Genomic DNA, 23,458 nt, shown 5'->3' with positions numbered 1-23,458 from the left:
CCTATTCCAATTGCCGGAAGGCATGAGGGGTAGATCCAATATGTCGCCTGAAGTACTTGATGAAATGTGAGCCATCTTTGAAATTCAGACGGGCCGCGATCTGCCCTACGGTTAGATCTGTGTAAAGCAGGAGACGTTTAGCCTCCCCCAGCAGGTGTGCCGCCAGTACCGAAGCCGCTGGCTCACCGGTTGCTCTGCGGCAGACTGCGTTCAGGTTCTGAGGGGTCGTATTTAACAACAGCGCATAATGGGCCACGCTGTTATGAAGCGTGTCGGTATGCCCGAGCAGCTCTTCAAAACGCTGGTAGATATCCGTCTTGGTCCTGGACTGCTTCTTGGGATAGGGTGCTTGTTGCAACGAAATTCCTAAAAGAGCCTTGAGCAAGCCTTCCGTCACCTCGGCGTTTCCGTGAGCCGGTTTTTGCCACTCAGCCAGCAACAGTCCGAACAACGCTGTGACGGGGGTGGCGTCTTCCAGATAAAAGCAACTATGGCCGCTCATCCGCAACAAGAATTCCTTCAATGCCTTGTCAACACAATCATCGATGAACTGTTTTTTGATGATCAGTACATATCCTTCCGGCTCGTCATCAAGCTCCCAATGATGCACCTGATCTCTGCGAATAATGAACAGAACCGGGGGATTTACGATATACGCCCTACCATCGATGGTGTGCGAACCGCTGCCCCGTACCAGGAAAACGAATTCAAAGTAGTTGTTGTGCTTATGGGGATTGGTTTTACGCACATTTTTCCGAAACTCCGCGATTTTAATGTGCTGATGCGGCTCGGTTTTATCCTTGATAGTAAAGTATTTATGTACGGTTTTTCCCATTGATCATATTTTCGTTCTAAAGGTAGATAAATTTAAATAATATCGCTTTTTCAGCCACCGGCTTGCCCTTACCAACAGTATCAGTACCGGCACTTCCACAAGTGGGCCGATGACGCCCACAAATGCCTGTGGCGAGTGGATGCCAAATACCGCGATCGATACGGCGATCGCCAGTTCAAAATTATTTCCTGTGGCGGTAAATGCAATGGATGCGTTTTTGCCATAGGGAACCTTCAATGATTTGCTGATAAAGAAGCTCACGAAAAACATCAAAACGAAATAGATGACTAGCGGTATAGCTACCTTTAGGACATCCATTGGCAACTCCAATATCGTGTCGCCCTTCAGACTGAACATCAATACGATGGTAAATAATAAGGCATACAAAGTAATCGGTGATATTTTGGGTATGAATTTTCTATTGTACCATTCTATGCTTTTTAGCTTTACAAGTGCATAACGGCTAATAAAACCTGCGAAAAAAGGAATACCCAAATATATCAACACGCTTTCAGTAACATCTTTCATTGATACGCTTACGTTGAAATTGGCTAGGCCTAATTTGTTTGGTAATACGTTGATGAACAGCCAAACAAAGAAGCTGTAACTTATTATCTGAAAGATACTGTTCAGTGCCACCAATAATGCCGTATATTCCCTGTTCCCTTTTGCCAAGTCACTCCATACGATGACCATTGCGATACACCTTGCCAAACCAATCAATATCAGACCTGTCATGTAATCGGGTTCGTTCCGTAAGAACAAAACGGCTAAACCAAACATCAGTACCGTACCGATAATCCAATTCAGCAATAACGATATGCCGATTACTTTGGTGTCTTTAAGTGCTTTGGGCAACAACGAATAATCCACCTTAGCCAATGGCGGGTACATCATCAATATAAGCCCTATCGCCAAAGGGATATTGGTCGTGCCTACGGAGAAAGCATGGGTAGCATTGGAAATGTTCGGAAAAAAATAACCCAAGCCTACGCCAGCCGCCATCGCAAGGAATATCCATAAGGTAAGGTAACGGTCAAGGAACTTTAATTTCGGTTGCATCGGCTAACTTTTAATCATTGAAAAAACATAGCACATCTCCTTTGCTATCTGCAAACTCCTTTCAGCATATATCTGTGCCTGTTCGGGCGTACCGTCTGAAATCTTGGGGTCTTCAAATGTAATGGGTATTCGCTTTTCCGCACCTGCAATAAACGGGCATCCGCCATCGGCCTGCGAGCAGGTCATAATAGCGGCAAATGCCGATGAAGGGTTGAAAGGGTCATCGTACTTCTTAGAAAACCCGATGATTGGCAAGGCATTATCCCCGTATTTTATAGCGTATACCGGATTTTCGGTTTCCGCAATCCTGAAAATATGAAAATCTTGGTCGCCCAATGTTTCCACTACTTTCGGGAATAGTGCCGTTTCCTCCGTACCGCCAGAATAGCAATGTACACTCGGGATATTGAAGTATGCACTTGCCACCTGCGCCCATACCTGTGCGAAATGGCTTCTACGCGAATTATGGGTACAGATGAAATTGATGTTTATATCCGCACCGCTACTTGCTTTCTGCTGTACATAGTCTATCAGCGGTTGAAGTATGGCCTTACGCTCCTCGCTTACTGTTTGGTCGTCAATAATCCCCTTTAGGGTTTCAGCTAAATTCTTATACATTGCGGTTCGTTTTTATTAGTTAACAATGTCTCGAATTAGGTGAACAGCAATCGCTTTTCAGTTGCACCAATTTTATGCGTTGCTTTTCCTCCGGAATACCGCAGGCATCGCTTGCCAAACAGGCTGTTTGTTTGTTCTTTAAGATGAAATGCCGGCCGTCAAAATCCAGGTCGAATTTGCCGATTGTTTCGGTTTGGTATTCTACCTCTATTTCGGCATCCGCTATGCCCAATTTTTCTTCTGATAGCTTGATGATGTTCAACAGCTTGGTGGGCTTCAATCGGTGCTCGTAATCATTGGCATCCCACAGTTGGAAATTTACGGCTTTCTCTGTACGGATAACACCGCCGCAATCAATAAAATGTTTGGTGATCTGTCCGATCTCCGTCACGTGGAAGTGTTCGGGAACAAAGGTTCCATTGGCTAGCTGAAATTCGACACTGTCCAGTGTTGGCAGGATTTCTTTGATTGCTGATAGTTTCATGAAAGTAAATTTATATTAAACAATATATTGTAATATTACGATGATAAGAGTTAAAAAATATTACGGGCAGCAACCAGTTACTTTTACCTCTTGGTTAAAGAACACATTAAATTCCGCTTGGATTTGTTTCCACAGTTTTTCATCAATGCAATAGCAAACGGATTTGCCCTCAATCGTTCCCTGGATAATACCAATGCGCTTTAGCTCTTTTAAGTGCTGTGAAATGGTGGCCTGTGCCAATCCCAATTCATCGACCAAATCATTGCAGATACAGGCTTTCTGATTGATGATATACTGAAGGATGGCGATCCTTGCCGGATGCCCCAAGGCTTTAAACAAAGCAGCCAATCTGTTCTGTCCGTCCGTAAATATTTCTGTTTTAGTAAGTCCCATGTCCTTGTTTTTTAGTATCGCAATATTACGATAATAGTTTTTAATACCGAACAATTATTTTTTGTTTGTTGATGTTTGCAGGTAAATGAGAGAAAGGCATTTGTTGTCGACGAAAGGCAGTTTGATTGAAATATTGTGCTCTGCTTATTCTATCAGATTCTTTGTGTTTAATACTGCCTGGTAATCCTCCAAAAAGCTCGACATCTGACAACCCACCTACACACTGAAAATGAAGTTATTAGCGAAAGTTGGTGGCCTCTTTTCATTTTGTTGGCACAACGTTTGGGCTAACATTTAACGCAAAACCTCAGCTCAAATCTTTTTTCTTTTCGCCCGTCCCCCCACACATTACAAAGCTGCTCCGTCGACCTTGCTAGATAAGACCTAGTTGTCCAACTTGTTACGTAATTTCTCGGCTTTCCGGTAGTATTCGCTGGCTTCGGTTACTTTCCGCATATATACAAGTGCTTCTTTGTCCTTACCCAACTTCCACAACGCTACCGCGGTGAAATAACAGGCGTCTTCGGCAAATACCGATTTTCCATCAGCGACGGCTTGCAACTGCTCGATCGCCCGTTGGTAATCTTCATTTCCGATGTAGCTTAACCCCAAATAGTAGGGATACCGTGCTACGGTCGGGTCTGCCGCCATTAATTGCCGGAACAAACCGATACTTTGCAAATAATCTCCCACATTGTAGGCTTCGGTGGCTTGCGAAACGGCGCTATCGTCCACAGCACCGCGTGTTACCGAAGAAGGCATAGGAGGAAGCGCATCGTAATCTGCAGCAAACCAACCCATAAAGTTAACTACCACCAAAATCACTGCCGCTGCTGCAAGAGGCGCCAGCCACCGTACCACGGTGATTTTCTTTTTCTTGCGTACGCTGCCGAAATGTCGATCGCTCACCTCTTTCAACGTGTTTCGCAACAGTGGGATCATCGGCGCTGCGGCAACTTGCTTCCCAAGGACCTCCCTCAACATCCGCTGGTTGTCGGTTTCCAATAGCAATGGTTCGTTACGTTCAAGCTCACGTTCAAAACGTTGGTGCTCTTCTGGCGATAAAGCACCATCGAGGTAGTCTTGGATAGATTCAAAAAAATTGTCCATGTCGTCTACTGTTCACGGTTAAACAACGGATGCGCTTTCACTAGTTTTCCCAGTTGCGCCATGCACTCGCTTTTTTTCTTACGCAAATACGCGTAGGTCAGCCCCAATCGCTCTGCCACTTTTTCCTGGTGCTCTTTCCCCATGCACGCTTTGATGAGCTCACGGCAGGTTGAACCCATTGATTCCAGCACCTGCATCAACGTGCTTTCCCGCTCCAACTGGTCAGCGAGTCCATTGGCCTCCATCTCGTCGCTCCGTTCAAAGGTAAATCCCTCATCCAAGGACTTTGTTACGGGGTTGACCGACCTTTTTTTCAACACATTCAACCATTTCCGCTTGCAGACAGTTACCAAAAAAGCTTCAAAAGGACAGGTGAGCTTGAAATTTCCATCCGCACTCAGCCGGTAAATGGCTATCAATGCTTCCTGGAGGATATCAGCAGCGTCCGCCTCATCCCCATTGTTATGGCGAATCATCCGCACAATCTTATCGGCATATAGGCGGTAAATCTCCGCAATCCCCTGACTGTCGTTGTGCTGCAGCGAATTAATAAATCGTTGGTCCGGATGCATGATGTATTGGATGTGATGGATGTAAAAATAAAAAAAATTCTTACTTTTCACCGAAATCGCCCATTGAACTACGATGACAATAATACACTACCTGGCGCTATTCTCCCTAGTCTTTGCTTGCGGCACCACTTGCGCCAATGCCGTAGACACCGTCGAAACTAAAATCGAGGTACAATTCCTCGGAAACCAAGCCTCCTTCCAAGCGGTATTGCCCCAGCTCGCTGGCATCCCGGGTGGCCGACAGCCATTCTACACGTACCTATGGGATTTCGGCGACGGCCATTTTAGCACCGAAGAGGCGCCCAAGCATCAATATGCCAAACCCGGCGATTATGCGGTGACGCTTTATACCGTCAACAACTACGACAATGGTCCGCGACCGAAGCGACCGACAAGGAAAATCAATGTAGATTCTACCAACGTGGCACCGAAGCCGATTGCCTCCGTAGCCGAACAAAACTTTTTCAACACCGACGGCACTTTTAAGCTTTCCAAAAATGCCAATGCATTGCCGGGGCAGGATATGGTTGTGATTGCCGGCATAAACACCACCGAAAAAGGAAGGGTATTTTTGCTAACCAACGAAAAGATTTTCGGACCGGAAGGATTTGCCTATGCCGGTCAAACCACCTACAACGAGGAGGTCATCACCCCTGCCGATGACCCGAAAACCCTTGAAAGCCTATGGGCCGCCATACCCAGTGTAACCATAACCCAAAGCGGAAGCCCCGATTACGGAATCCGCGAAGAAATGGATTTTAAAGGGAACGAGTCTATCGCCTATTTCGCCGAACTATACAATAGCTACAAAACCGTGACCTCCTACGAAGTAGATGGTAGGGCCAATGCACAGTTTTCATTGATTAACCTGGATATTACCCCCGAAATGCTGGCCGACACCAATGCCACGGTAACCATTACCGGCGTTTTCGTACCGGAAAAGGGCCCGGCCCGTGTGCATCGGCTGGATGTACCCATCGTTACGTCACACGACCCCAATAAAATGTCGCTCAAGCAATCCCGTCTCAGTTATCGGCTGCTATCGAAGCGCAAAGCGCTGACATACAAAGTGCAATTCCAGAATGATGGTGAGGGCGATGCAAAAAACATCCGGCTCGAAATCAAACTCCCTGAGGTGCTCGACCCCAGCTCTTTCCAGCTACTTAACCTGTATCCCGAGGTCGACTCCTGTGCCACGGCCCAGCAGGCACCCTGTTACCAGTATGGCCTAAAGGGCCCGGACACGCTCGTATTCCACTTCAAAAACATCGCCGTTCCCGGATCGAAAGCACCCGATGTGCATGACAAAGACAGTACACAGGGCTTTATCCGTTTCACCGTACGTCCTAAAAAGAAACTGCCTAACCAATCGTTTAGGGGGCGAACAGACATCTATTTCGACAAAAACGAGCCTATCACCACCAATTTCTCTACCGGACGCTTCAAGAAGGGCCTCTCGCCGATGGTGTTCATAGGTTACCACCTTTTCTTGCAACCACCAAACAGCGATGCAACGACGACCACCGTAAACAACGGCCCCATGCTGGGTGTTGGACTGGCCCCCATCGCGCCCTATCGCAAGCTCTATTGGCAGGTGGAAGTATACGCCAATGCCTACCGGGCCTCCGAGGCGACCACGCTGTATGAACCCGGTGAGATTGAATATACATACCCCGGAACGGACCGCACACAGCCGTATAAATACGAACGGTACGACCGTCATATCCATACGCGCTTTATCCAACTGCGGATGGTGCCACTGCACCTCCGGTACAACTTCAACCGTTGGGTGTCCGCAGGCGTGGGCGCTCTGGCCGAAACGACGATAAACACCAAATACAAGGAGGAAAGAACGTATCACCTGCTCGCGGCGGCCGGAGAACTCGCTGCCCGCTTACCCTATTCCGATGAGCGGATGGCAATGGGCAGGTTGCACATCCAACCTTTTGCCGACATCAATTTCGGACGCACGTACCTAGGACCGGTTTTAGGTCTGCGCTATGCTTTCGGGGGCAACGAGGGCCAGTTCGGCCAGCTATATGCGGCATGGCGATTCTAAGATGGCGATACGTGGCGTTCGTGGTAATGGCTGCTTGGTTAGCTAACTGCACAGCCTGCCACCGCGCAGCCAACCCTCCACAAGACGCGATACTTGCCGTGGTTCCCCCGGCAGATACGTTAGCGATCCTGACGCAATTGGAATACCTGGGCAACATTGCCTATGACCATCCCGACCAATTCATCCATAATCCCGATTCGTTCGTAAACCTCCTACCGGCCCTGCCTGGCACCGCCGAAGGCCGGGAGATGTATGCATGGCTGCTGTTGAACATCGGCTACGGCTTGCGGGAAGCTGGCAATCTGCTGGGCAGTGTCAAATATTATGAGCAGGCGATGGAATACTGCGCTACCCATCAGTTAGCCGAACCCGATTTCATACTATATATCGCCAAGCCGTTGGGTAACCTGTATACCCAAATCGGCGATTTACAAAAGGCCCTGCATATTCACGAACTGGCGGTTACGCATGCAAAGAGGCGCGGAGACAACACGGAGCTGCCCGCTTTGTTTACCAACTTTGCCACGGCCTACCAACAAATAGGTCGGCCGGACAGTCTCTTGCGCATTTGTGAAGAAGGCCTGCAATATACTGATCGCGGGCATCCCTCTGTCGCACTGCTGTACAATATCCTCGCGAGTGCTTACCAACAACTTGGCAGGTTAGATAGTGCACGCCGGTATAACGCGTTGGCGATAGAACGATTTGCTTCCCGAAGCCCAGTGGGCGATACCGTGATATGGTATACCAATACGTTGCACCAACAAGCGGTCCTGGCGGTCGAGCAGGGACAGCTGGACAACGCACTCCGTTATTTAAATCGTGCCATTGAGGTAACGGAACATACTTTTCCCGACAGCAAGCAGCGCGACCGGGCCAAATACTACCATGCCCGCGGCAGCCTCTACTACCGGCTCCAACGCGATACCGATGCCATAAAGGATTTCAAGCGAGCGTTACACGCATTCGCTCCCGCGTCTCCCACCCTCTATTTTCCAGACTACACATATACCGAGGCCCTTTTAGGATTAGCGCGCACGCACGCGGTCATTGGCCATTCAGATTCCACTATCCACTATTACGCTAAAGCCATCGAAAACGCTTATTATACCCAGCAATTAATTGTGAGCAACGAGAGCCACTACCAAAACTCTGCCTGGAATCGTGGCTTATTGGGCGAAGCGGCAGATCAGTTGTGGAATGCCTACACGGTTGAACAGGCCAGCACCAAACGGCAATCGCTCGCCGAGACCCTGTGCTGGTTAACGGAGCTTTCCAAGGGGCGCCAACTCCTTCAGGAAATAAACCGTACCGCGCAGTGGCGTGATAATGATGACCCGCAGTTGCGCAAGCGCCAACAATTACAGCTTCTCTATCAAGCGATTGCCCAAGCCACGGATTCATTGGAAAAAAGCCGACTGACATACGAAGCCGAACAAGTGGCATTTGAGTTCCAATTGACAGAGACACATTTCAACCAATCGTTCGGGCCTCCGGATGCAAGTGCCTTCATACGACAACTTACCACGCTATCCGATTCTTCAACGTTAATAAGCTATTTCATCACGCCCGTAGGCGATGCTTATGTCACTTCATTTAAGGATCGCCACGCGTCCGTCCACCGTGTCCCCGCCGATTCCCTCGCCGGATTATCGGGGTTCATCAAATCGTACTTCGCTGACGGCCCAGACTCATATGATAACGATCCGCACGCCTACACACGCCGAGCATCTCGGATAGCAGACATGCTCCTCCCTTCGTTAAACGCAGATACCGATGCCCGACTCAACATTTCGCCCGATGGTTTGCTATTCATGTTGCCTTTTGACGCGTTGATACACGACCAGCAATTTCTTGGACATGGACACGTCATACAATACACGTATACCTTCCTTCTGCAAACCGCATCGGACCATACATCCATGCAACAGCACCCGGCTGTACGGGTCTTCGCCAAAAGCCGTTACGACGCAGCCTCGGGCCTGCGCGACTTGCCTGCCGTTACCCAAGAAGCGGCACATTTGGCCAAACGATTCCGGGCCGTTTCCTTTTGGGATGACGAAGCTACGGACAGTACTTTCTTCCACGCACTGGAAAACGGTGATCTCATCCACATCGCGGCCCATGCCGTTGCCGATGGCCACACCGACCCTTATATCGCCTTGAACCAACCGCTCACACTCGGTAAGCTCCGATATGCCCGGGCCACGTCACCGCTGGTCTTCCTCTCGGCCTGTCAAACCGCCTCAGGCGAATGGTTACCTGGCGAAGGCCTGGAAAGCCTAAACAAGGCATTTCTTAGTAAAGGTGTACAAGGGGTGGTTGCCGCTTACTGGTCGGTTGACGACCGGGCTACTACCGCACTCACCCGGTCATTTTATGAGGCTCTCAGCGAAACGGGCCATCCAGCCGAGGCGCTCGCACTTGCAAAGCGCCGTTACATAGCTGCTGCCCCCAAGACTGCGCAAAACCCGTGGTATTGGGCATCACTACAGTTTACAGGGACCGATACCTGCATCGTTATACGGCCCCCTCACCCTGGATTATACCGGCTATCCATCATTTTCATCGCAATACTCGCTTCCTGCCTCGTCGGCTGGGCGTGGTGGCGCACCAAGCGCATCCATTGACCGAGCATTACGGTGTTCTGAATACCCACTTAAGTGTAAATAATAGAAAGCCGAAAAAATATCTAACAAATGTTTTCATCGGATCTTCATAATGTAAAAGCACAACAGGTCCCACCGCGGAGACCCGTTCTGCTCGTTTGACGAAATTAATAACTTAATACCCTGATTTCGGTACGGCGATTTTGCTCGTGATCTTCTTCCAGGCAATCCACCCCGTTTTCGCATGCATTTACCAACCGCGTTTCGCCGTAGCCCTTAGCGATCATCCGCCCACGGCTGATCCCTTTTGACGCCAGGTAATTTACTGCGGCATCGGCTCGCCGTTGGGACAATCTCATGTTATATGCATCCTTGCCACGGCTATCGGTATGTGAAGACAGTTCGATCCGCAACGTCGGGTTCTGCTGCAAGGTGTTGGCTACGTTATCAAGCACAAGTGCCGCATCACGCCTGATATTGCTCTTGTCGAAATCGTATAAAATATTCTTGACCACCCAAGAGGTACCTTCCTCCAATGCGCAGACACCCAGTTTAAGGGTTACATAGAGCGTTTTGCTGCGATCCAATCCTTCGGTGCTTATGCGCTCTGTCTGCGAATATTTGCCCGTTTGGTTGGCCACGACGTTATAAACCGCCCGCTGGTCCAATTGATAGATAAACTTGCCCTCAGCATCCGAGACTTGGCTCATATTGGCGGCAGACACCTCGTTGGTCAACGTCGTATTGATACCCGGCATCTTGGTATGGGTATCGCATTCAATCGTCTCACCTACCAACGTAAACCGCGGGTCGTCATGCAACAGTTCTTTGTAGATCACTTGGCCAGCCCGTTCGAAATCGGCCAGCGTAACGGTGGCCTCGGTCGCAGCGATACCATTCTTCACCCCCGAAACACGGTATGTCCCACTTGCCGCCGCCACCAGCCGTTCGGCTTCACCATTAGCATTGGTGGTAGCAATATATTCAACACCGTTGCCCTCCACTACGACCTTCACCCCACTCAATGCTAAACCGGTCTGTTTATCTTTCACTACAACCACAATATCTTTGCTCGCTTGTTCCTTTGGTTTCACGGCCGCATCTTCTGCCGCCGGTGGCTGCGCTGCAGATGGTTCGATATCTTTTTTTCGACCGAATACATACTTGATGCCAACGGCCATATTCACAGCTTGGGTAAACGTACGGCGTCGCTGGGGTTCTTCTGCAAAAAACTCCAGCGGGCTGTCTACATAATCCGATTCCTCAAGCGGTTTCAATACGGGGTGCTCTTCGATGAAAAATTCGCTCTGTTTATTACCAAAACGGGTGCCGAAGGCGGTGAGGTAGTCTCCTTGAACAAATAAACTCAGGTTGCGGGCAACTTCGTAGTTGAAGCGCACGCCCCCCACACCCATCCAAGCAGTAGCTCTATTGGACGAATTGGCAGTTTTCCGGATCACGGTAGACTGGCTAATCACACCGCCCCGGGGGTCCTTGATGTCGTAAACCATTTCACGCTGGTAATCGGGGAATTGTTGCAACAACAGCCCGCCCTTCGCAAACACATCCACAGCGACCCGCTTGGCCTTGAACTGGTAAGTAGGCCCAACGGCCAGACCAATGTGTTGGAAGTACGCTGGGCCACTGTAAACGGTAGCCATGTATCCATTGCTAAAAATCAAGCTATCACTTCCCCGCTGCGGATGCCGGATAAAACGTGCATCGACGCCGACACCGAAACGGCCACCAAAATAGTAATCGGCAAACAGCCCGCCTACATACCCCATATCGGCACGGGCGGTATCCCCGCGATAAGTGCCCAACGGGGCACTGGCACCTCCGAAAAAACCGATCTGCCAGGGGGCGCGGTCCTGTGCCTTCACCGAATGATGCCCTATCAGCCATATCGACAACATGACCAATGTACCTTGTAAAACCTTCTTCATAATAGTCTTCATTAATGATTAAACCTGCATTCTTTATAGGTATATCATCCGGGACCTACATTTGTTACCCCGCAAAACCAAATTGCCAAGCATTCATTAATACCAATGAAAACAAACAAGGAATCAATAATTTAATTTTGATTTAAAAGACAGTTGTTTAAATTAGCGTTGCAAGAAACCGGTATTATTAATTTATAGTAACACAAAATCAGTAAGATCATGGGAAAATTTGTGATTTCAACACGTAAGAATGGGGAATTTCAGTTCAACCTGAAAGCTGGCAATGGAGAGGTAATCCTCACGAGTGAAGGGTATACCGCCAAAGCCTCATGCCTCAACGGCATCGAGTCGGTAAAGAAAAATGCCTCCGACGACAATCGCTATGACCGGAAAGAAGCCAAAAACGGGAAATTCTTCTTCAACCTCAAGGCTGGCAACGGTCAGATTATCGGTTCCAGCGAAATGTATGAGTCTGCGTCCGGCCGCGACAAGGGAATCGAATCGGTGAAAAGGAATGCCTCCGACGCAACGACGGACGACCAATCCGCATGATACACGAAGCGGATCGGAAGGAAATCTTTTCTTCCAATCCGCTTTTTTTCCTAACTTGCCACCCTAATAATACATAGTTATGAGTGAGGCAGTAACAACAGCAATCCGGGTGGAGCAAGTGCGACAGTCAAGACTGCCGCAAGTTGATTTCAACAATCTGAAATTTGGCCAGATTCTTTCTGACCATATGCTGGTGGCCGACTATGCCAACGGCCATTGGCAGGATGTGAGCATCGTGCCTTATGGCAACCTATCGCTTAGCCCCGCCACATCGGCCATCCATTACGGGCAATCCATTTTTGAAGGCCTAAAGGCCTATAAATTCGCCGATGGCAAGGTGAGCATGTTCAGACCGGATAAGAACCTCGAACGTTTCAATAAATCGGCCTCACGGCTGGAAATGCCAGAACTGTCAGAAGAGCTATTCGTCGGAGGCATCAAAACATTGCTCGATCTCGACCGCGAGTGGGTACCGCAACTTGAAGGGGCTTCATTATACATCCGTCCGTTCATGTTTGCCACGGAGGCCGCCTTGGGTGTGCATCCCTCCGACTCGTATAAATTTATTGTCATCACCGGTCCGGTAGGTGCCTATTATAACAAGCCGCTGCGCCTAAAAATTGAAACGCATTTCACCCGGGCCGCATCTGGCGGTGTGGGTTTTTCGAAAAATGCAGGCAATTATGCCCTGTCACTCCATCCTACGCGCCTCGCACAGGAGGAAGGTTTTGACCAGCTGATGTGGACAGACGCCAATGAGCACAAATACATCGAAGAAGCTGGCACAGCCAACCTGCTGTTCCGTGTGGGCGACACAATCATTACACCATCGTCAGAAACGATACTGCACGGTATTACCCGCCGTACCATCATCGAAATAGCTCGGCATTGGGGATACGAAGCGGAGGAACGCAAAGTCTCCGTACAAGAACTGATAGAAGGCATCGAAAACGGAAGCGTAACGGAAGCCTTCGCAGCCGGTACAGCAGCCACCCTTACCCCAATCTCCGAAATCGGCTACGAAGGAACAACCTATACGCTGCCGGACCCTGCAAAACGCGAGTTCTCGAATAAGGTACTGCAGTACCTCAACGACCTACGTTATGGACGCATCGCGGATGAATTTGGGTGGAATGTTATAGTAGATTGAGCCTGGAAGAGACGTAAGCAATCATTCCTTCGGTATCCGCTGGCGCAAACCATGCGGTGGTTTTGTTTTTCCGAAACCAAGTGAGTTGTCGTTTGGCGTATCGCCGTGTGTTTTGCTTTATTCTATCCACGGCATTTTCCAACGTGCACCTACCATCGAAATAGTCAAATAGCTCGGCATAGCCAACCGTTTGCAAGGGCGGTTTCTCACGGTACGGCAACAATGATTTCGCTTCTTTCAGTAGTCCTGCCGCCATCATGGTGTCCACACGCGCGTTGATACGTTGGTACAGCTGCTCTCTATCGGTATCCAAGCCCAAATGGAGCACGTCAAATGGTCTCGCTGCGGCATGTCCACGCCGGAAATGAGAAAACGGCATACCCGTACTTTCATACACTTCGAGTGCACGGATGACGCGTTGTGGATTTTGGTTGTCCATTTCGCCAAAATATACCGGGTCGACCTGCTTAAGCAACGCCTGCAGATGCGCAAGGCCGTATTGCTTATAAAGATTATTAAGGCGGTCCCGGACCCCCGGGAGTGGCTTAGGAAGATTGTCCAACCCCTCACAGACAGCCTGGACAAACAATCCCGAACCGCCGACGAGTATCACCACATCACGATGCAAAAACAGCTTCGCGAGCAACGCCAGCGCATCGCGCTCGAAATCGCCCGCCGAGTAGTCTTCCGTGATGTGATGGGAATTGATAAAATGGTGGGGCACCGCAGCTAGCTCCCCGTCGCTGGGCTTGGCCGTGCCGATGGTCATCTCCCGGTAAAACTGGCGAGAATCAGCAGAAAGGACGTCCGTTTGGAAATGCTGGGCCAACCGGATGGCAGATGCCGTTTTCCCAACAGCTGTTGGACCGACTACACAGACCAATGTCTTTGCCGAAACCATCAATAATCTTCCCCATACCCGCCGTTCCCTTCCTCTTTTCCTTCTTCCTGCTCTTCCTCGTCCAACATATCCAAATCTTCCTCCTCATTGATACCGTATTCGGTCTCTCCCAGGAAATCAAATTCCTCGTCTTCCTTTTTATTAGACGTTTCTGCCGGCACAACCTTCGCGCCGGGTAATTTGGGAACCTGGCCGACACTCTTGAAGAGTGCCGGATACGATTTGCCCTCTTCCTCCTTCAATATCTTGATCAGTTGGACGTGGAAATCAAGCGGGCGCTCAAAATTGTACACATAATAAAACTTCTGGTGGGGGTCATCAATGAACTTGTTCATCTTTGACTCTTCCATCAATGCTACACCTCGGCCCTTTTTCGATTCGTTGGGCAAATAGGCGATTTCCGTTCCTTTTTTCCATCGGTCGTTACTCACGTAAAACGAAGACGGCAATTCGGGGTCGTAGCCCGTTGCGGTATGCAGCGCCCGGTGCAGATCTAAAAATGTCTGTTTTGGCAGCACATCGATTTCGCGGGTCACGTCATCGTAATCTTCGAATGAAATTCTAAAACGATAGATAGCCATAATACTTCCCTCTAGTTTGTTTTACGTCAACTTATGCAAACTTATATAAAATCCTTTTATAAGCAATGTTACCGTGTTTCGTCTTGTGCATCCACTTTCAGCCCAAGCTCCTTTCCCTTGGCTAGCATGAATCGATATGCCTCATCCACGCTGTTGGGTATCTCGCCATCCAATATCGCTTCACGGATTGCATTCTTGATCATACCTACCATTTTTCCGGGCCTTAATCCAAAAGCGTCCATCACGTCCTGCCCGGTAACGGGGGGCTGCCAATTGCGTATCTGATCCCGCTCTTCCACATCTTTAAGCTTTTGCTTAACGAGTTCAAAGTTCTGCCTATATTTCTTTTTCTTGTACTCGTTCTTCGTAGTTACATCCGCATGGCACAACATCATCAGGCTGTCGATGTCATCTCCGGCCTCGAACAGCAAACGCCTAACGGCCGAGTCGGTCACCGTATCTTGTGCCAGCACGATGGGCCGGAGGTGCAGTGCAACCATTTTTTGCACAAACCGCATTTTCTCGTTAAGCGGCAACTTGAGCTCACCAAAGAGTTTCGGCACCATACGTGCTCCCTTATCCTCGTGACCGTGGAAAGTCCATCCATGCCTTTTATCGAAGCGCTTGGTAGCCGGCTTTGCGATATCGTGCATAATCGCCGCCCATCGCAGCCACAGGTCGTCACTGAGCTCGGCCACATTGTCCAACACTTCCAGCGTGTGATAAAAGTTATCTTTATGCCCTTTCCCGTCGATCACTTCTACCCCTTGCAGATTGGCCATCGCCGGGAAAACAAGCCCCAGCAATCCAACATCAAACAAATATTTGAAACCGATGGATGGCTTCGGAGACCATACTATCTTATTCAATTCGTCGATTACGCGCTCGCGCGAGATGATTTTTATGCGTTCCTTGTTGGTCGATATTGCCTTGACTGCCAGCACATCAATCTTGAAATTCAGCTGGGTGGCAAAACGAATGGCTCGCATCATGCGAAGTGGATCGTCAGAAAAGGTTTCATTAGGGTGGAGCGGTGTTCGGATAATCCGGTGTTGGATGTCGGTACGGCCATCAAACGGGTCGAGTAGCTTTCCAAAGTCAGCCGTGTTAAGTGATAACGCCATGGCGTTAATGGTAAAATCGCGGCGGTTTTGATCGTCTGCTAACGACCCACCTTCAACAATGGGCTTGCGCGAATCTGCCCGATACGATTCCTTCCGTGCGCCCACAAATTCAAGCTGCAACTCTCCATAACGGAGAGAGGCCGTACCGAAGTTCTTGTAAACCGCCACTTTCACACCCAACCGAATACCCACCTGCGTAGCGAAATCGATACCGCTACCCACCACAACCACATCTATGTCATTCTTGAAATCACGGCCCATGATCCGGTCCCTCACGTACCCTCCCACCACAAAACATGCTACCTTAGCTTCACTGGCAACATCTCTCAGCAGTGAGAACACAGGGTGGTCCAGGTAGTCGCTCATGATTATCTCGGGCATCAGCAATTCGTATTTTGACCGCAAAAATACATAATCGTCGGGTAATACAGCGCCCTCACGGCGGGTTTAGTCCCGGTCGCGCGACAAGCGCCTAGCGGCCAACGGATTTGATAGCAGCACATCTTGCTCCCGCCTACGGGCCACGATATGGACCGCAGCGAACAAGGCTTCACTAAACGACATTTCCGATGCCACATTTTTGCCGGCGATATCATAACCCGTGCCATGATCGGGCGAGGTACGTACCACCGGAAGTCCGGCTGTGAAGTTAACGCCGCTGCGCGCGGCAATATGCTTAAACGGTATCAAGCCCTGATCGTGGTACATCGCCAACACGGCATCAAATTTCTTGTAGGTCTCCGAGGCAAAGAAACCGTCCGCGGGATACGGACCAAAACAAAATACCCCCCTTGATTTCGCCTGTTCGATAGCGGGCGTGATAATTTCTTCGTCTTCCGTGCCGATTAATCCGTTGTCGCCAGCATGTGGGTTTAGCCCTAGTACCGCTATTTTCGGCTTCCGGATCCAGAAGTCGCGTTTAAGGCTTGCATCCATCAATGCTAACTTTGACACAATGGCTTCTGTCGAAATATTCGCCGCGATATCTCTCACCGGAATGTGGCCGGTGACCACTCCAACGCGTAGTTCCTCGCTAATCATAAACATGAGGGCATCGCTGCTTTCCGTCCTTGCTTGGAGATACTCGGTATGACCTGGGAAACCAAATTCCTCCCGCTGTATATTGTGTTTGTTGATCGGTGCGGTAACCAGTGCGTCGATTTCGCCTTTCACCAAATCATCAACCGCCCGTTTTAACGAGAGGAACGCATATTTACCCCCAATCTCGTTTTCCTCGCCCAGGGTAATCTTTACGTCCTCCTGCCAGCAATTGATCATGTTGGCCCGCTTTGGATGGGCTTGCTGCGCCTCATTGATCACATTGAAACTAAAATCATTAATCCCCAGTGCCTTACGATGGAACGAGGCAACTTTCGTGCTTCCGTAAACAACCGGCGTGAAATACTCAAGTACCCGGCTGTCTATCAATGTCTTAATAATTACTTCGAGTCCGATGCCATTTATGTCGCCGATCGATATCCCTATTTTCAGTTTATCACTCATATCCAATGTGTTCTTTGGCTACCAAAAGCCCCAAAAGTAGGAATTTTAGGGTGCAATCCGTAAAGTTACAAAAAAAGGTTACTTTTGCTCGGCTCACAGCAAATCCAACACATCCATGAGTAGCGTCCGCGCAAAAAAACACCTGGGGCAACATTTCTTAACGGATAAACAGACCGCTGCAAAGATTGTTGCAGCCCTGCGGCCCCAACTGGGCTATGAAACCGTATTGGAGGTGGGCCCCGGCATGGGCATCCTGTCTGACCTGCTATTGCAAGAAAAAAATTACCGGACCCTACTCATCGATGTTGATAGCGAGTCCGTTCAGTTTTTACATGATCGGTACCCCGCACTTGGTGACCGGCTTATCCACGGCGATTTCCTGACCATGGATTTCGATGCTTTCTTTACCGATAAATTAGCCATTATCGGAAATTTCCCTTATAACATCTCCTCGCAGATCCTGTTCAAGGTATTGGAAGAACGCCACCGTGCAGTTGAAGTAGTGGGCATGTTTCAGAAAGAAGTGGCCGAACGTTGCGCTGCCCGCCCGGGCGGAAAGGAATACGGTATCCTCAGCGTGTTGATACAGGCCTATTACGACGTCGAATACCTCTTTACAGTGAAAGCAGGTGCATTCGTGCCACCGCCAAAGGTGCTTTCCGGGGTTATCCGCCTTACCCGCAAGCAGGCACAAACGCTGGGTTGCGATGAAAAGCTGTTTTGGCGTATAGTGAAAGCCGCTTTTAACCAGCGGCGCAAAACCCTTCGGAATGCGCTGTCGGGTGTTATCCCAAAAGATAAAATGGGCGAAAACCCGTTTTACGACCTGCGGGCAGAGCGGCTCGCCGTCGCTGATTTTATATCATTAACCAACCATATTGCTCAACAAATATGACAAAACTTCCTGCCCGGTTGCTGATCGTGGATGATATCCACCCTGTTTTCGCAGAAAAACTCACCGCAAAAAACATTGCTTTTGATTACCTACCATCCATCGGCAAAGAGGAGGCCCTACAAATCATCCCCCGATACAACGGGTTGGTTATCCGTTCCAAGTTTAAAGTAGATGCTGCATTCATGGATGCGGCTCCCCAGCTTACCTTCATTGCGCGGGGTGGTGCAGGTATGGATAACATCGACGAGGCACATGCGACGAAAAAAGGCATCGCGCTCCTCAATGCACCCGAGGGTAACCGCAATGCCGTAGGTGAGCACATGGTAGGCATGCTGTTGGGATTGATGAATAACCTCTACCGTGGCAATGCAGAAATCAGAAACGGCCTATGGCTGCGCGAAGCAAACCGCGGACTGGAACTGGCGGGGCGCACCGTGGCCCTCATCGGCTACGGCAATAACGGGGGCGCCATGGCCCGAAAGCTGGCGGGCTTCGACGTGAAGGTGATTGCGTACGACAAATACAAGACCGGGTTCAGCGATGAATACGCCACGGAGGCAACCATGGAGGAAGTGGTACAACAAGCCGATGTGGTCAGTCTGCATATTCCACTTACAGCGGACTCGCGCGGAATGGTTGATGCCGCCTACCTGGCGCGTTTCCATAAACCCATCTTCTTCCTGAATGGTGCCCGGGGCGAAATCGTACAGATTCCTGCCCTGTTAGCGGCCCTTGATGAAGGTCGGGTATTGGGCGCAGCGTTCGATGTGCTACCCATCGAGAAATTCCCGGTGCTGGCAGAGCAATCGTGGTTCGAACCCCTCATGGCACACGAGCGGGTGGCATTAAGCCCCCATGTAGCAGGTTGGAGTGTGGAGAGTTATTTTAAAATAGCCGATGTATTGGTTGAAAAAATAATCGCCCACCTAGCAGCGGAAGCGTCAGCCACGTAATACCAGCCACACCGCCACGAATTGCAGGAGCATGGTACCGTCCAGAAACAAAAAATAGTAGTACTCGTTCTTTTTGATCGGGGGAGACAAAATAAGGAATAGGCACGCGGCCGTTGCAATAACCAGGGCCAATCGAACGTCCAATGGGTAGTCGCTAAACCACACCCACCCCATCTGCACCACCAGCAATGCCGTAGAAAGTACCAGCGCCTTCCGTTCGCCGAACAGCACCGGGATGGTTTTCAGTCCGTAGTACCGATCCTGATAAATATCGCGGATATCAAACGGGATGGTAATGGCCACCACGAAAAGGAACACCCATGCCATCAGCTGCCATACATGCGGCCATAAAATAGTGATATCATCGTGATATGCTTCCGCCACCGGGAGCAACACGCTACTCATCACCCACACCAGGCCAATGTAGAACAACTTTAATCCAGTAATCTGCCGCAGTCCCGCCCGTCGTTGTTCACCGGCCACCCGCACGATGGGCAGATTATACGCCAGTCCCATGGCCCCCATCACTCCCAACAATACAAACGACGGCATATGAAGTCGCAAACCGAGCACCAACGCGATGACCAGTGCCAGGCCAGTCCAAATCCAAAGCGACCGTTCATGCCTGAATACCCACCGTACCCGCCGGAAAGGGGAGGTTTCCGGACGTTGCGGCCTGGCCAAAATCATACTGAAGTTATACAACGCAAGTGTTGCGCACCCGAGGATAGTCAATACGGTGTAGTCAACGGGCAGCGCAAGCAAGAGATAGGTGATACCTCCCTGCGCTACAGCACAACAAGCAATAAATACATTGCTGAAGAGCAACATATCCAGAAACCTTCGGGTGTAATTCGGTAGCACGCGTAGAAAATTCGCTTTTCTGCAAAAAGTATGTAAATTAGCGCATTCTAAAGACCAAATAGGCCGATTTATTGTTCGACAAAGTAACACAAAAAAGTTAAACTAAATATGGATTTACAAATCAAATCATTTGATGAATACCAACGGGTTTACCAAAACAGTGTAGAAAACCCTGACGGATTCTGGGCGGGGATCGCCGAGCACTTTTATTGGCGGCGTAAGTGGAATAACGTACTAAACTGGAATTTCAAGGAACCCAACATAAAATGGTTTGAGGGCGCAAAGCTCAATATCACAGAAAACTGCCTGGATCGGCATATCTATAAATCAGGAGATAAGCCAGCGATTGTTTGGGAACCCAATGACCCCAATGAAGCACACCGCGTGTTAACCTACAAACAGCTACTTGAGAAAGTGGAGCAGTTTTCCAACGTGCTGAAAAATAACGGTGTACGGAAAGGCGATCGGGTATGCATTTACCTGCCAATGGTGCCGGAACTGGTCATCGCCGTATTGGCATGTGCCCGTATCGGTGCTATCCATTCGGTTGTGTTTGGTGGCTTTTCAGCGCAGTCCATCGCCGACCGTATCAACGACACCGGTTGCAAACTGGTCATCACTTCTGACGGCGGGTTCCGCGGCACAAAGACCATCGAACTTAAGAACATCGTAGATGACGCGTTGGTGCAATGTAAATCCGTGGACCGTGTGATCGTGCTAACGCGCACCCGAACACCGGTTTCGATGATCAAGGGGCGCGATGTGTGGTGGGAGGATGAAATCACCAAAGTAGAAACCCAGGGCAACCCCACTTACCCCGCCGAAGAGATGGACGCCGAAGACATGTTGTTTATCCTCTACACATCCGGCTCTACAGGCAAACCCAAAGGTGTGGTGCACACCTGCGGGGGGTACATGGTGTATACCGGCTATACGTTTTCCAATGTATTCCAATACCAGCCCGATGAAGTCTATTTTTGTACCGCCGATATCGGTTGGATTACGGGACACTCATACATCATTTATGGTCCGCTGTCGCAAGGGGCTACCTCGTTGATGTTCGAAGGCATACCTACCTGGCCTGACGCGGGGCGTTTTTGGGATATCGTGGAGAAACATCAAGTAAACATTCTATATACGGCACCCACTGCCATCCGTTCGCTGATGGCTGCGGGCGATGAGTATGTGGATGGGAAAGACCTCAGCAGTATCCGTAAACTTGGCAGTGTGGGCGAACCCATCAACGAGGAAGCGTGGAATTGGTACAACGAAAAAATCGGGAAGGGGGGGGCACCCATCGTAGACACGTGGTGGCAAACGGAGAATGGCGGCATCCTCATCTCGCCCATTGCGGGCGTCACCCCCACTATCCCAAGTTTTGCCATGCTACCTCTCCCGGGTATCCAGCCGGTTCTTGTAGATGAAAACGGCAAAGAGCTACAAGGCAACGGTGTGAGCGGCAACTTGTGCATCAAGTTCCCGTGGCCCGGCATGATCCGTACTACCTACGGCGACCACGAACGCTGCCGGCAGACCTATTTTTCGGCATATGAGAACATGTATTTCACGGGCGATGGATGTCTGCGCAACGAAGATGGCTACTACCGCATCACCGGGCGCGTGGATGATGTACTGAACGTATCGGGCCACCGCATCGGCACGGCAGAGCTGGAAAATGCCATCAACATGCACAGCGATGTGGTCGAGTCGGCTATCGTGGGTTATCCGCATCCGGTCAAAGGGCAAGGTATCTATGCATACGTCATCGCCTCTGGGCATCACGTAGATGAAAACCTTACCCGGCAGGATATCAACCAAACGGTAAGCCGTATCATCGGTGCCATAGCCAAGCCCGATAAAATCCAGTTTGTCAGTGGTCTGCCAAAGACCCGTTCGGGTAAAATCATGCGGCGCATCCTCCGGAAAATAGCGGAGGGCGACACGTCCAATTTGGGTGATATCACCACACTGCTAGACCCCGCCGTAGTAGAAGAAATCAAGGAAGGTGCGGAGAAGTTGAGGAATTAAAAGTATTGAACACGGATGACACTGATTTGGCGGATCGTCGCCAGTCTGGCAAAGAATCAGTGCATCTGTTGAATCCGCGTCATCCGTGTTCCAATACCATCAATCCAGTGTAAACGAAAACTCATCGTAGCCAGCCGTGCGCCATGCGAGATGCCGTGTGGCCGGTGATATCGCAAACAACGGCGAAAACGTCTTTACGTTCACCGTCTTACCATCAGGCAGAAACTCCAAGTAGCGCAGCCATCCATCGCCCCCATTGCCATGCCAACCACCACCTAACGCCTGGGCATTAAAGACCATCTGTTGGACTGTTTTCCCCCCGGCATTGGTATCCGTGCGGAAACCGATATGACCTAATATATCGTCGGGCTTACCGATATGGCCGCTGAATACGAGTTGAATATTTTTCGAGGGCTTCACGAGCTTTTCCCATACCGCAGCACCGTAGTTGCCATCCGTAATGGGATAGCCTTCTTTGACGATGTGCTCACTCGCCGAATTGAGGTACGAGTGGGTAAGCAAGATAACGGTGTGGTTGGCATAGCGCTCTTGATTAACGGTTTCAAACGCCCAGCGGAGCACCGTGTCGCGCGGCGCAAACTCAAGCACCATCACCAAGAATTGCCGACCGTGCGGAGACGTAAATTCATACGTTGCATTCGTCAGCGACGGGTAGCCATCGTTATCAATACCTACGTCACGCAGCAATTTCTGCGATTGTGGATTTTTATCCACCGGGAAATACTGATTATAATTTGTCCGGCGATATTCAATACTTTTCACACCATAATCGTGATTGCCGGTAGCCGCTACATAGGGAACTTTGCCGTCCAGGCGGCCGAAAGCCCGCGCCACAGCCTGCCATTGTTGCTTACCTGGTTGGTTGGCTTGCGTACCGTTCGGGTTCAGCCAGTCGTTATGCTCCACCAAGTCACCCGTACAGAGTACCATCCCTATATTCAGTGGTTCGATTTGCTCGCTGATCCAGCCGGTCATCAGTTCCAGGACACCCTGATTGCGCTCGAACTTCACATAACTTTGCGGATCGGGCAGTAATACCAACGACCAAGAAGCCGAATCGCTCAATTTCGGCGGCTCGTACGTTGCTTCCTGGGCCCGGCTGCCCATCGCAAAAAAACAAACACAGCAAGTAAACAGAAAGAAAAATTGGTTTTTCATCGTCTTTAGTATCTTTAATTAGTACCGTTAATGGGTTATT

Annotated in this window: 21 protein-coding genes; 7 read left to right on the top strand and 14 right to left on the bottom strand. The window is 49.9% G+C overall.

Annotated elements, in window-relative coordinates; all coding sequences use genetic code 11:
• Position 1: 1 nt before the first annotated feature.
• The 7 genes from ACEVG1_RS14520 to ACEVG1_RS14490 all read right to left on the bottom strand — a co-directional run bounded on the left by ACEVG1_RS14520 (position 2) and on the right by ACEVG1_RS14490 (position 5,125).
• Positions 2–835 (bottom strand): helix-turn-helix transcriptional regulator, encoded by an 834-nt coding sequence (locus tag ACEVG1_RS14520; RefSeq protein WP_374744471.1) that lies wholly within the window; start codon positions 833–835, stop codon positions 2–4.
• Between the two features lie 3 nt (positions 836–838).
• On the bottom strand, positions 839–1,897 hold the full coding sequence (arsB, locus tag ACEVG1_RS14515; RefSeq protein ID WP_374744470.1) for an ACR3 family arsenite efflux transporter: 1,059 nt from the start codon (positions 1,895–1,897) through the stop codon (positions 839–841).
• 3 nt (positions 1,898–1,900) lie between these two features.
• On the bottom strand, positions 1,901–2,515 hold the full coding sequence (locus ACEVG1_RS14510; protein WP_374744469.1) for a low molecular weight phosphatase family protein: 615 nt from the start codon (positions 2,513–2,515) through the stop codon (positions 1,901–1,903).
• Positions 2,516–2,534: 19 nt separating this feature from the next.
• Entirely contained in the window at positions 2,535–2,999 is a 465-nt protein-coding gene (locus ACEVG1_RS14505; protein ID WP_374744468.1) for a DUF6428 family protein, read from the bottom strand.
• 60 nt (positions 3,000–3,059) lie between these two features.
• Positions 3,060–3,392: an ArsR/SmtB family transcription factor gene (locus ACEVG1_RS14500; RefSeq protein ID WP_374744530.1), complete on the bottom strand. Its 333-nt coding sequence runs from the start codon at positions 3,390–3,392 to the stop codon at positions 3,060–3,062.
• Between the two features lie 384 nt (positions 3,393–3,776).
• Entirely contained in the window at positions 3,777–4,502 is a 726-nt protein-coding gene (locus ACEVG1_RS14495; protein WP_374744467.1) for a tetratricopeptide repeat protein, read from the bottom strand.
• Positions 4,503–4,507: 5 nt separating this feature from the next.
• The gene (locus tag ACEVG1_RS14490) at positions 4,508–5,125 is read right to left on the bottom strand and encodes an RNA polymerase sigma factor (protein ID WP_374744466.1); all 618 of its coding nucleotides are present in this window, start codon (positions 5,123–5,125) and stop codon (positions 4,508–4,510) included.
• 22 nt (positions 5,126–5,147) lie between these two features.
• Here ACEVG1_RS14490 and ACEVG1_RS14485 point away from each other — a divergent pair, with 22 nt between their 5' ends.
• The gene (locus ACEVG1_RS14485; RefSeq protein WP_374744465.1) at positions 5,148–7,133 is read left to right on the top strand and encodes a PKD domain-containing protein; all 1,986 of its coding nucleotides are present in this window, start codon (positions 5,148–5,150) and stop codon (positions 7,131–7,133) included.
• The gene (locus tag ACEVG1_RS14480) at positions 7,121–9,763 is read left to right on the top strand and encodes a CHAT domain-containing protein (protein ID WP_374744464.1); all 2,643 of its coding nucleotides are present in this window, start codon (positions 7,121–7,123) and stop codon (positions 9,761–9,763) included. Before ACEVG1_RS14485 ends, ACEVG1_RS14480 begins: the two co-directional genes overlap by 13 nt.
• A gap of 146 nt (positions 9,764–9,909) precedes the next feature.
• Here the strand turns inward: ACEVG1_RS14480 and ACEVG1_RS14475 are convergent, their stop codons facing one another.
• Positions 9,910–11,688 (bottom strand): OmpA family protein, encoded by a 1,779-nt coding sequence (locus ACEVG1_RS14475; protein WP_374744463.1) that lies wholly within the window; start codon positions 11,686–11,688, stop codon positions 9,910–9,912.
• Between the two features lie 219 nt (positions 11,689–11,907).
• Between ACEVG1_RS14475 and ACEVG1_RS14470 the strand changes: the two genes are divergently transcribed.
• Together ACEVG1_RS14470 and ACEVG1_RS14465 are read left to right on the top strand one after the other, a co-directional pair.
• The gene (locus ACEVG1_RS14470; protein ID WP_374744462.1) at positions 11,908–12,240 is read left to right on the top strand and encodes a YegP family protein; all 333 of its coding nucleotides are present in this window, start codon (positions 11,908–11,910) and stop codon (positions 12,238–12,240) included.
• A 79-nt stretch (positions 12,241–12,319) separates the two neighbouring features.
• Positions 12,320–13,390 carry a branched-chain amino acid aminotransferase gene (locus ACEVG1_RS14465; protein WP_374744461.1) on the top strand — a complete coding sequence of 357 codons (1,071 nt, stop codon included), beginning with the start codon at positions 12,320–12,322 and terminating at the stop codon, positions 13,388–13,390.
• Here the strand turns inward: ACEVG1_RS14465 and miaA are convergent.
• From miaA to pdxA, 4 genes are all read right to left on the bottom strand, one after another.
• Positions 13,377–14,291: a tRNA (adenosine(37)-N6)-dimethylallyltransferase MiaA gene (gene miaA / locus ACEVG1_RS14460; protein ID WP_374744460.1), complete on the bottom strand. Its 915-nt coding sequence runs from the start codon at positions 14,289–14,291 to the stop codon at positions 13,377–13,379. The two genes, ACEVG1_RS14465 and miaA, sit on opposite strands and share 14 nt — an antisense overlap.
• Positions 14,291–14,872: a hypothetical protein gene (locus tag ACEVG1_RS14455; RefSeq protein ID WP_374744459.1), complete on the bottom strand. Its 582-nt coding sequence runs from the start codon at positions 14,870–14,872 to the stop codon at positions 14,291–14,293. The genes miaA and ACEVG1_RS14455 overlap by 1 nt, the downstream gene beginning before the upstream one ends.
• Before the next feature lie 68 nt (positions 14,873–14,940).
• On the bottom strand, positions 14,941–16,362 hold the full coding sequence (locus ACEVG1_RS14450; protein ID WP_374744529.1) for a CCA tRNA nucleotidyltransferase: 1,422 nt from the start codon (positions 16,360–16,362) through the stop codon (positions 14,941–14,943).
• A gap of 81 nt (positions 16,363–16,443) precedes the next feature.
• On the bottom strand, positions 16,444–17,499 hold the full coding sequence (gene pdxA / locus ACEVG1_RS14445; protein ID WP_374744458.1) for a 4-hydroxythreonine-4-phosphate dehydrogenase PdxA: 1,056 nt from the start codon (positions 17,497–17,499) through the stop codon (positions 16,444–16,446).
• A gap of 115 nt (positions 17,500–17,614) precedes the next feature.
• Here pdxA and rsmA point away from each other — a divergent pair, with 115 nt between their 5' ends.
• A complete protein-coding gene (rsmA, locus tag ACEVG1_RS14440; RefSeq protein WP_374744457.1) occupies positions 17,615–18,394 on the top strand; it encodes a 16S rRNA (adenine(1518)-N(6)/adenine(1519)-N(6))-dimethyltransferase RsmA in 780 nt (259 codons plus the stop codon).
• The gene (locus tag ACEVG1_RS14435; RefSeq protein WP_374744456.1) at positions 18,391–19,347 is read left to right on the top strand and encodes an NAD(P)-dependent oxidoreductase; all 957 of its coding nucleotides are present in this window, start codon (positions 18,391–18,393) and stop codon (positions 19,345–19,347) included. Before rsmA ends, ACEVG1_RS14435 begins: the two co-directional genes overlap by 4 nt.
• Here the strand turns inward: ACEVG1_RS14435 and ACEVG1_RS14430 are convergent.
• Positions 19,336–20,211: a UbiA family prenyltransferase gene (locus tag ACEVG1_RS14430; RefSeq protein WP_374744455.1), complete on the bottom strand. Its 876-nt coding sequence runs from the start codon at positions 20,209–20,211 to the stop codon at positions 19,336–19,338. The genes ACEVG1_RS14435 and ACEVG1_RS14430 overlap by 12 nt on opposite strands.
• 108 nt (positions 20,212–20,319) lie before the next feature.
• On the opposite strand from ACEVG1_RS14430, the gene acs reads away from it, so the two are divergent.
• Positions 20,320–22,239, top strand: a complete 1,920-nt coding sequence (acs, locus tag ACEVG1_RS14425) for an acetate--CoA ligase (protein ID WP_374744454.1) — start codon at positions 20,320–20,322, stop codon at positions 22,237–22,239.
• A gap of 99 nt (positions 22,240–22,338) precedes the next feature.
• On the opposite strand, the gene ACEVG1_RS14420 is transcribed toward acs, so the two are convergent.
• Positions 22,339–23,418: a metallophosphoesterase gene (locus ACEVG1_RS14420; protein ID WP_374744453.1), complete on the bottom strand. Its 1,080-nt coding sequence runs from the start codon at positions 23,416–23,418 to the stop codon at positions 22,339–22,341.
• Positions 23,419–23,458: the final 40 nt, after the last annotated feature.

The sequence above is a fragment of the Parapedobacter sp. 2B3 genome, from assembly GCF_041925275.1.
In the GTDB taxonomy this organism is placed as follows: domain Bacteria; phylum Bacteroidota; class Bacteroidia; order Sphingobacteriales; family Sphingobacteriaceae; genus Parapedobacter; species Parapedobacter pyrenivorans_A.
This window is presented reverse-complemented; position numbering and strand designations above follow the sequence as displayed.

What these genes read in the sequence shown, in the direction of transcription:
- ACEVG1_RS14495 (WP_374744467.1), bottom strand. Translation starts at nt 4,502, where the DNA reads ATGGACAATTTTTTTGAATCTATCCAAGACTACCTCGATGGTGCTTTA.
- ACEVG1_RS14450 (WP_374744529.1), bottom strand. Translation starts at nt 16,362, where the DNA reads ATGAGCGACTACCTGGACCACCCTGTGTTCTCACTGCTGAGAGATGTT.
- ACEVG1_RS14455 (WP_374744459.1), bottom strand. Translation starts at nt 14,872, where the DNA reads ATGGCTATCTATCGTTTTAGAATTTCATTCGAAGATTACGATGACGTG.
- ACEVG1_RS14470 (WP_374744462.1), top strand. Translation starts at nt 11,908, where the DNA reads ATGGGAAAATTTGTGATTTCAACACGTAAGAATGGGGAATTTCAGTTC.
- ACEVG1_RS14485 (WP_374744465.1), top strand. Translation starts at nt 5,148, where the DNA reads ATGACAATAATACACTACCTGGCGCTATTCTCCCTAGTCTTTGCTTGC.
- miaA (WP_374744460.1), bottom strand. Translation starts at nt 14,291, where the DNA reads ATGGTTTCGGCAAAGACATTGGTCTGTGTAGTCGGTCCAACAGCTGTT.
- ACEVG1_RS14435 (WP_374744456.1), top strand. Translation starts at nt 18,391, where the DNA reads ATGACAAAACTTCCTGCCCGGTTGCTGATCGTGGATGATATCCACCCT.
- ACEVG1_RS14480 (WP_374744464.1), top strand. Translation starts at nt 7,121, where the DNA reads ATGGCGATTCTAAGATGGCGATACGTGGCGTTCGTGGTAATGGCTGCT.
- ACEVG1_RS14475 (WP_374744463.1), bottom strand. Translation starts at nt 11,688, where the DNA reads ATGAAGAAGGTTTTACAAGGTACATTGGTCATGTTGTCGATATGGCTG.
- ACEVG1_RS14520 (WP_374744471.1), bottom strand. Translation starts at nt 835, where the DNA reads ATGGGAAAAACCGTACATAAATACTTTACTATCAAGGATAAAACCGAG.
- arsB (WP_374744470.1), bottom strand. Translation starts at nt 1,897, where the DNA reads ATGCAACCGAAATTAAAGTTCCTTGACCGTTACCTTACCTTATGGATA.
- ACEVG1_RS14465 (WP_374744461.1), top strand. Translation starts at nt 12,320, where the DNA reads ATGAGTGAGGCAGTAACAACAGCAATCCGGGTGGAGCAAGTGCGACAG.
- ACEVG1_RS14505 (WP_374744468.1), bottom strand. Translation starts at nt 2,999, where the DNA reads ATGAAACTATCAGCAATCAAAGAAATCCTGCCAACACTGGACAGTGTC.
- acs (WP_374744454.1), top strand. Translation starts at nt 20,320, where the DNA reads ATGGATTTACAAATCAAATCATTTGATGAATACCAACGGGTTTACCAA.
- ACEVG1_RS14420 (WP_374744453.1), bottom strand. Translation starts at nt 23,418, where the DNA reads ATGAAAAACCAATTTTTCTTTCTGTTTACTTGCTGTGTTTGTTTTTTT.
- ACEVG1_RS14500 (WP_374744530.1), bottom strand. Translation starts at nt 3,392, where the DNA reads ATGGGACTTACTAAAACAGAAATATTTACGGACGGACAGAACAGATTG.
- ACEVG1_RS14510 (WP_374744469.1), bottom strand. Translation starts at nt 2,515, where the DNA reads ATGTATAAGAATTTAGCTGAAACCCTAAAGGGGATTATTGACGACCAA.
- pdxA (WP_374744458.1), bottom strand. Translation starts at nt 17,499, where the DNA reads ATGAGTGATAAACTGAAAATAGGGATATCGATCGGCGACATAAATGGC.
- rsmA (WP_374744457.1), top strand. Translation starts at nt 17,615, where the DNA reads ATGAGTAGCGTCCGCGCAAAAAAACACCTGGGGCAACATTTCTTAACG.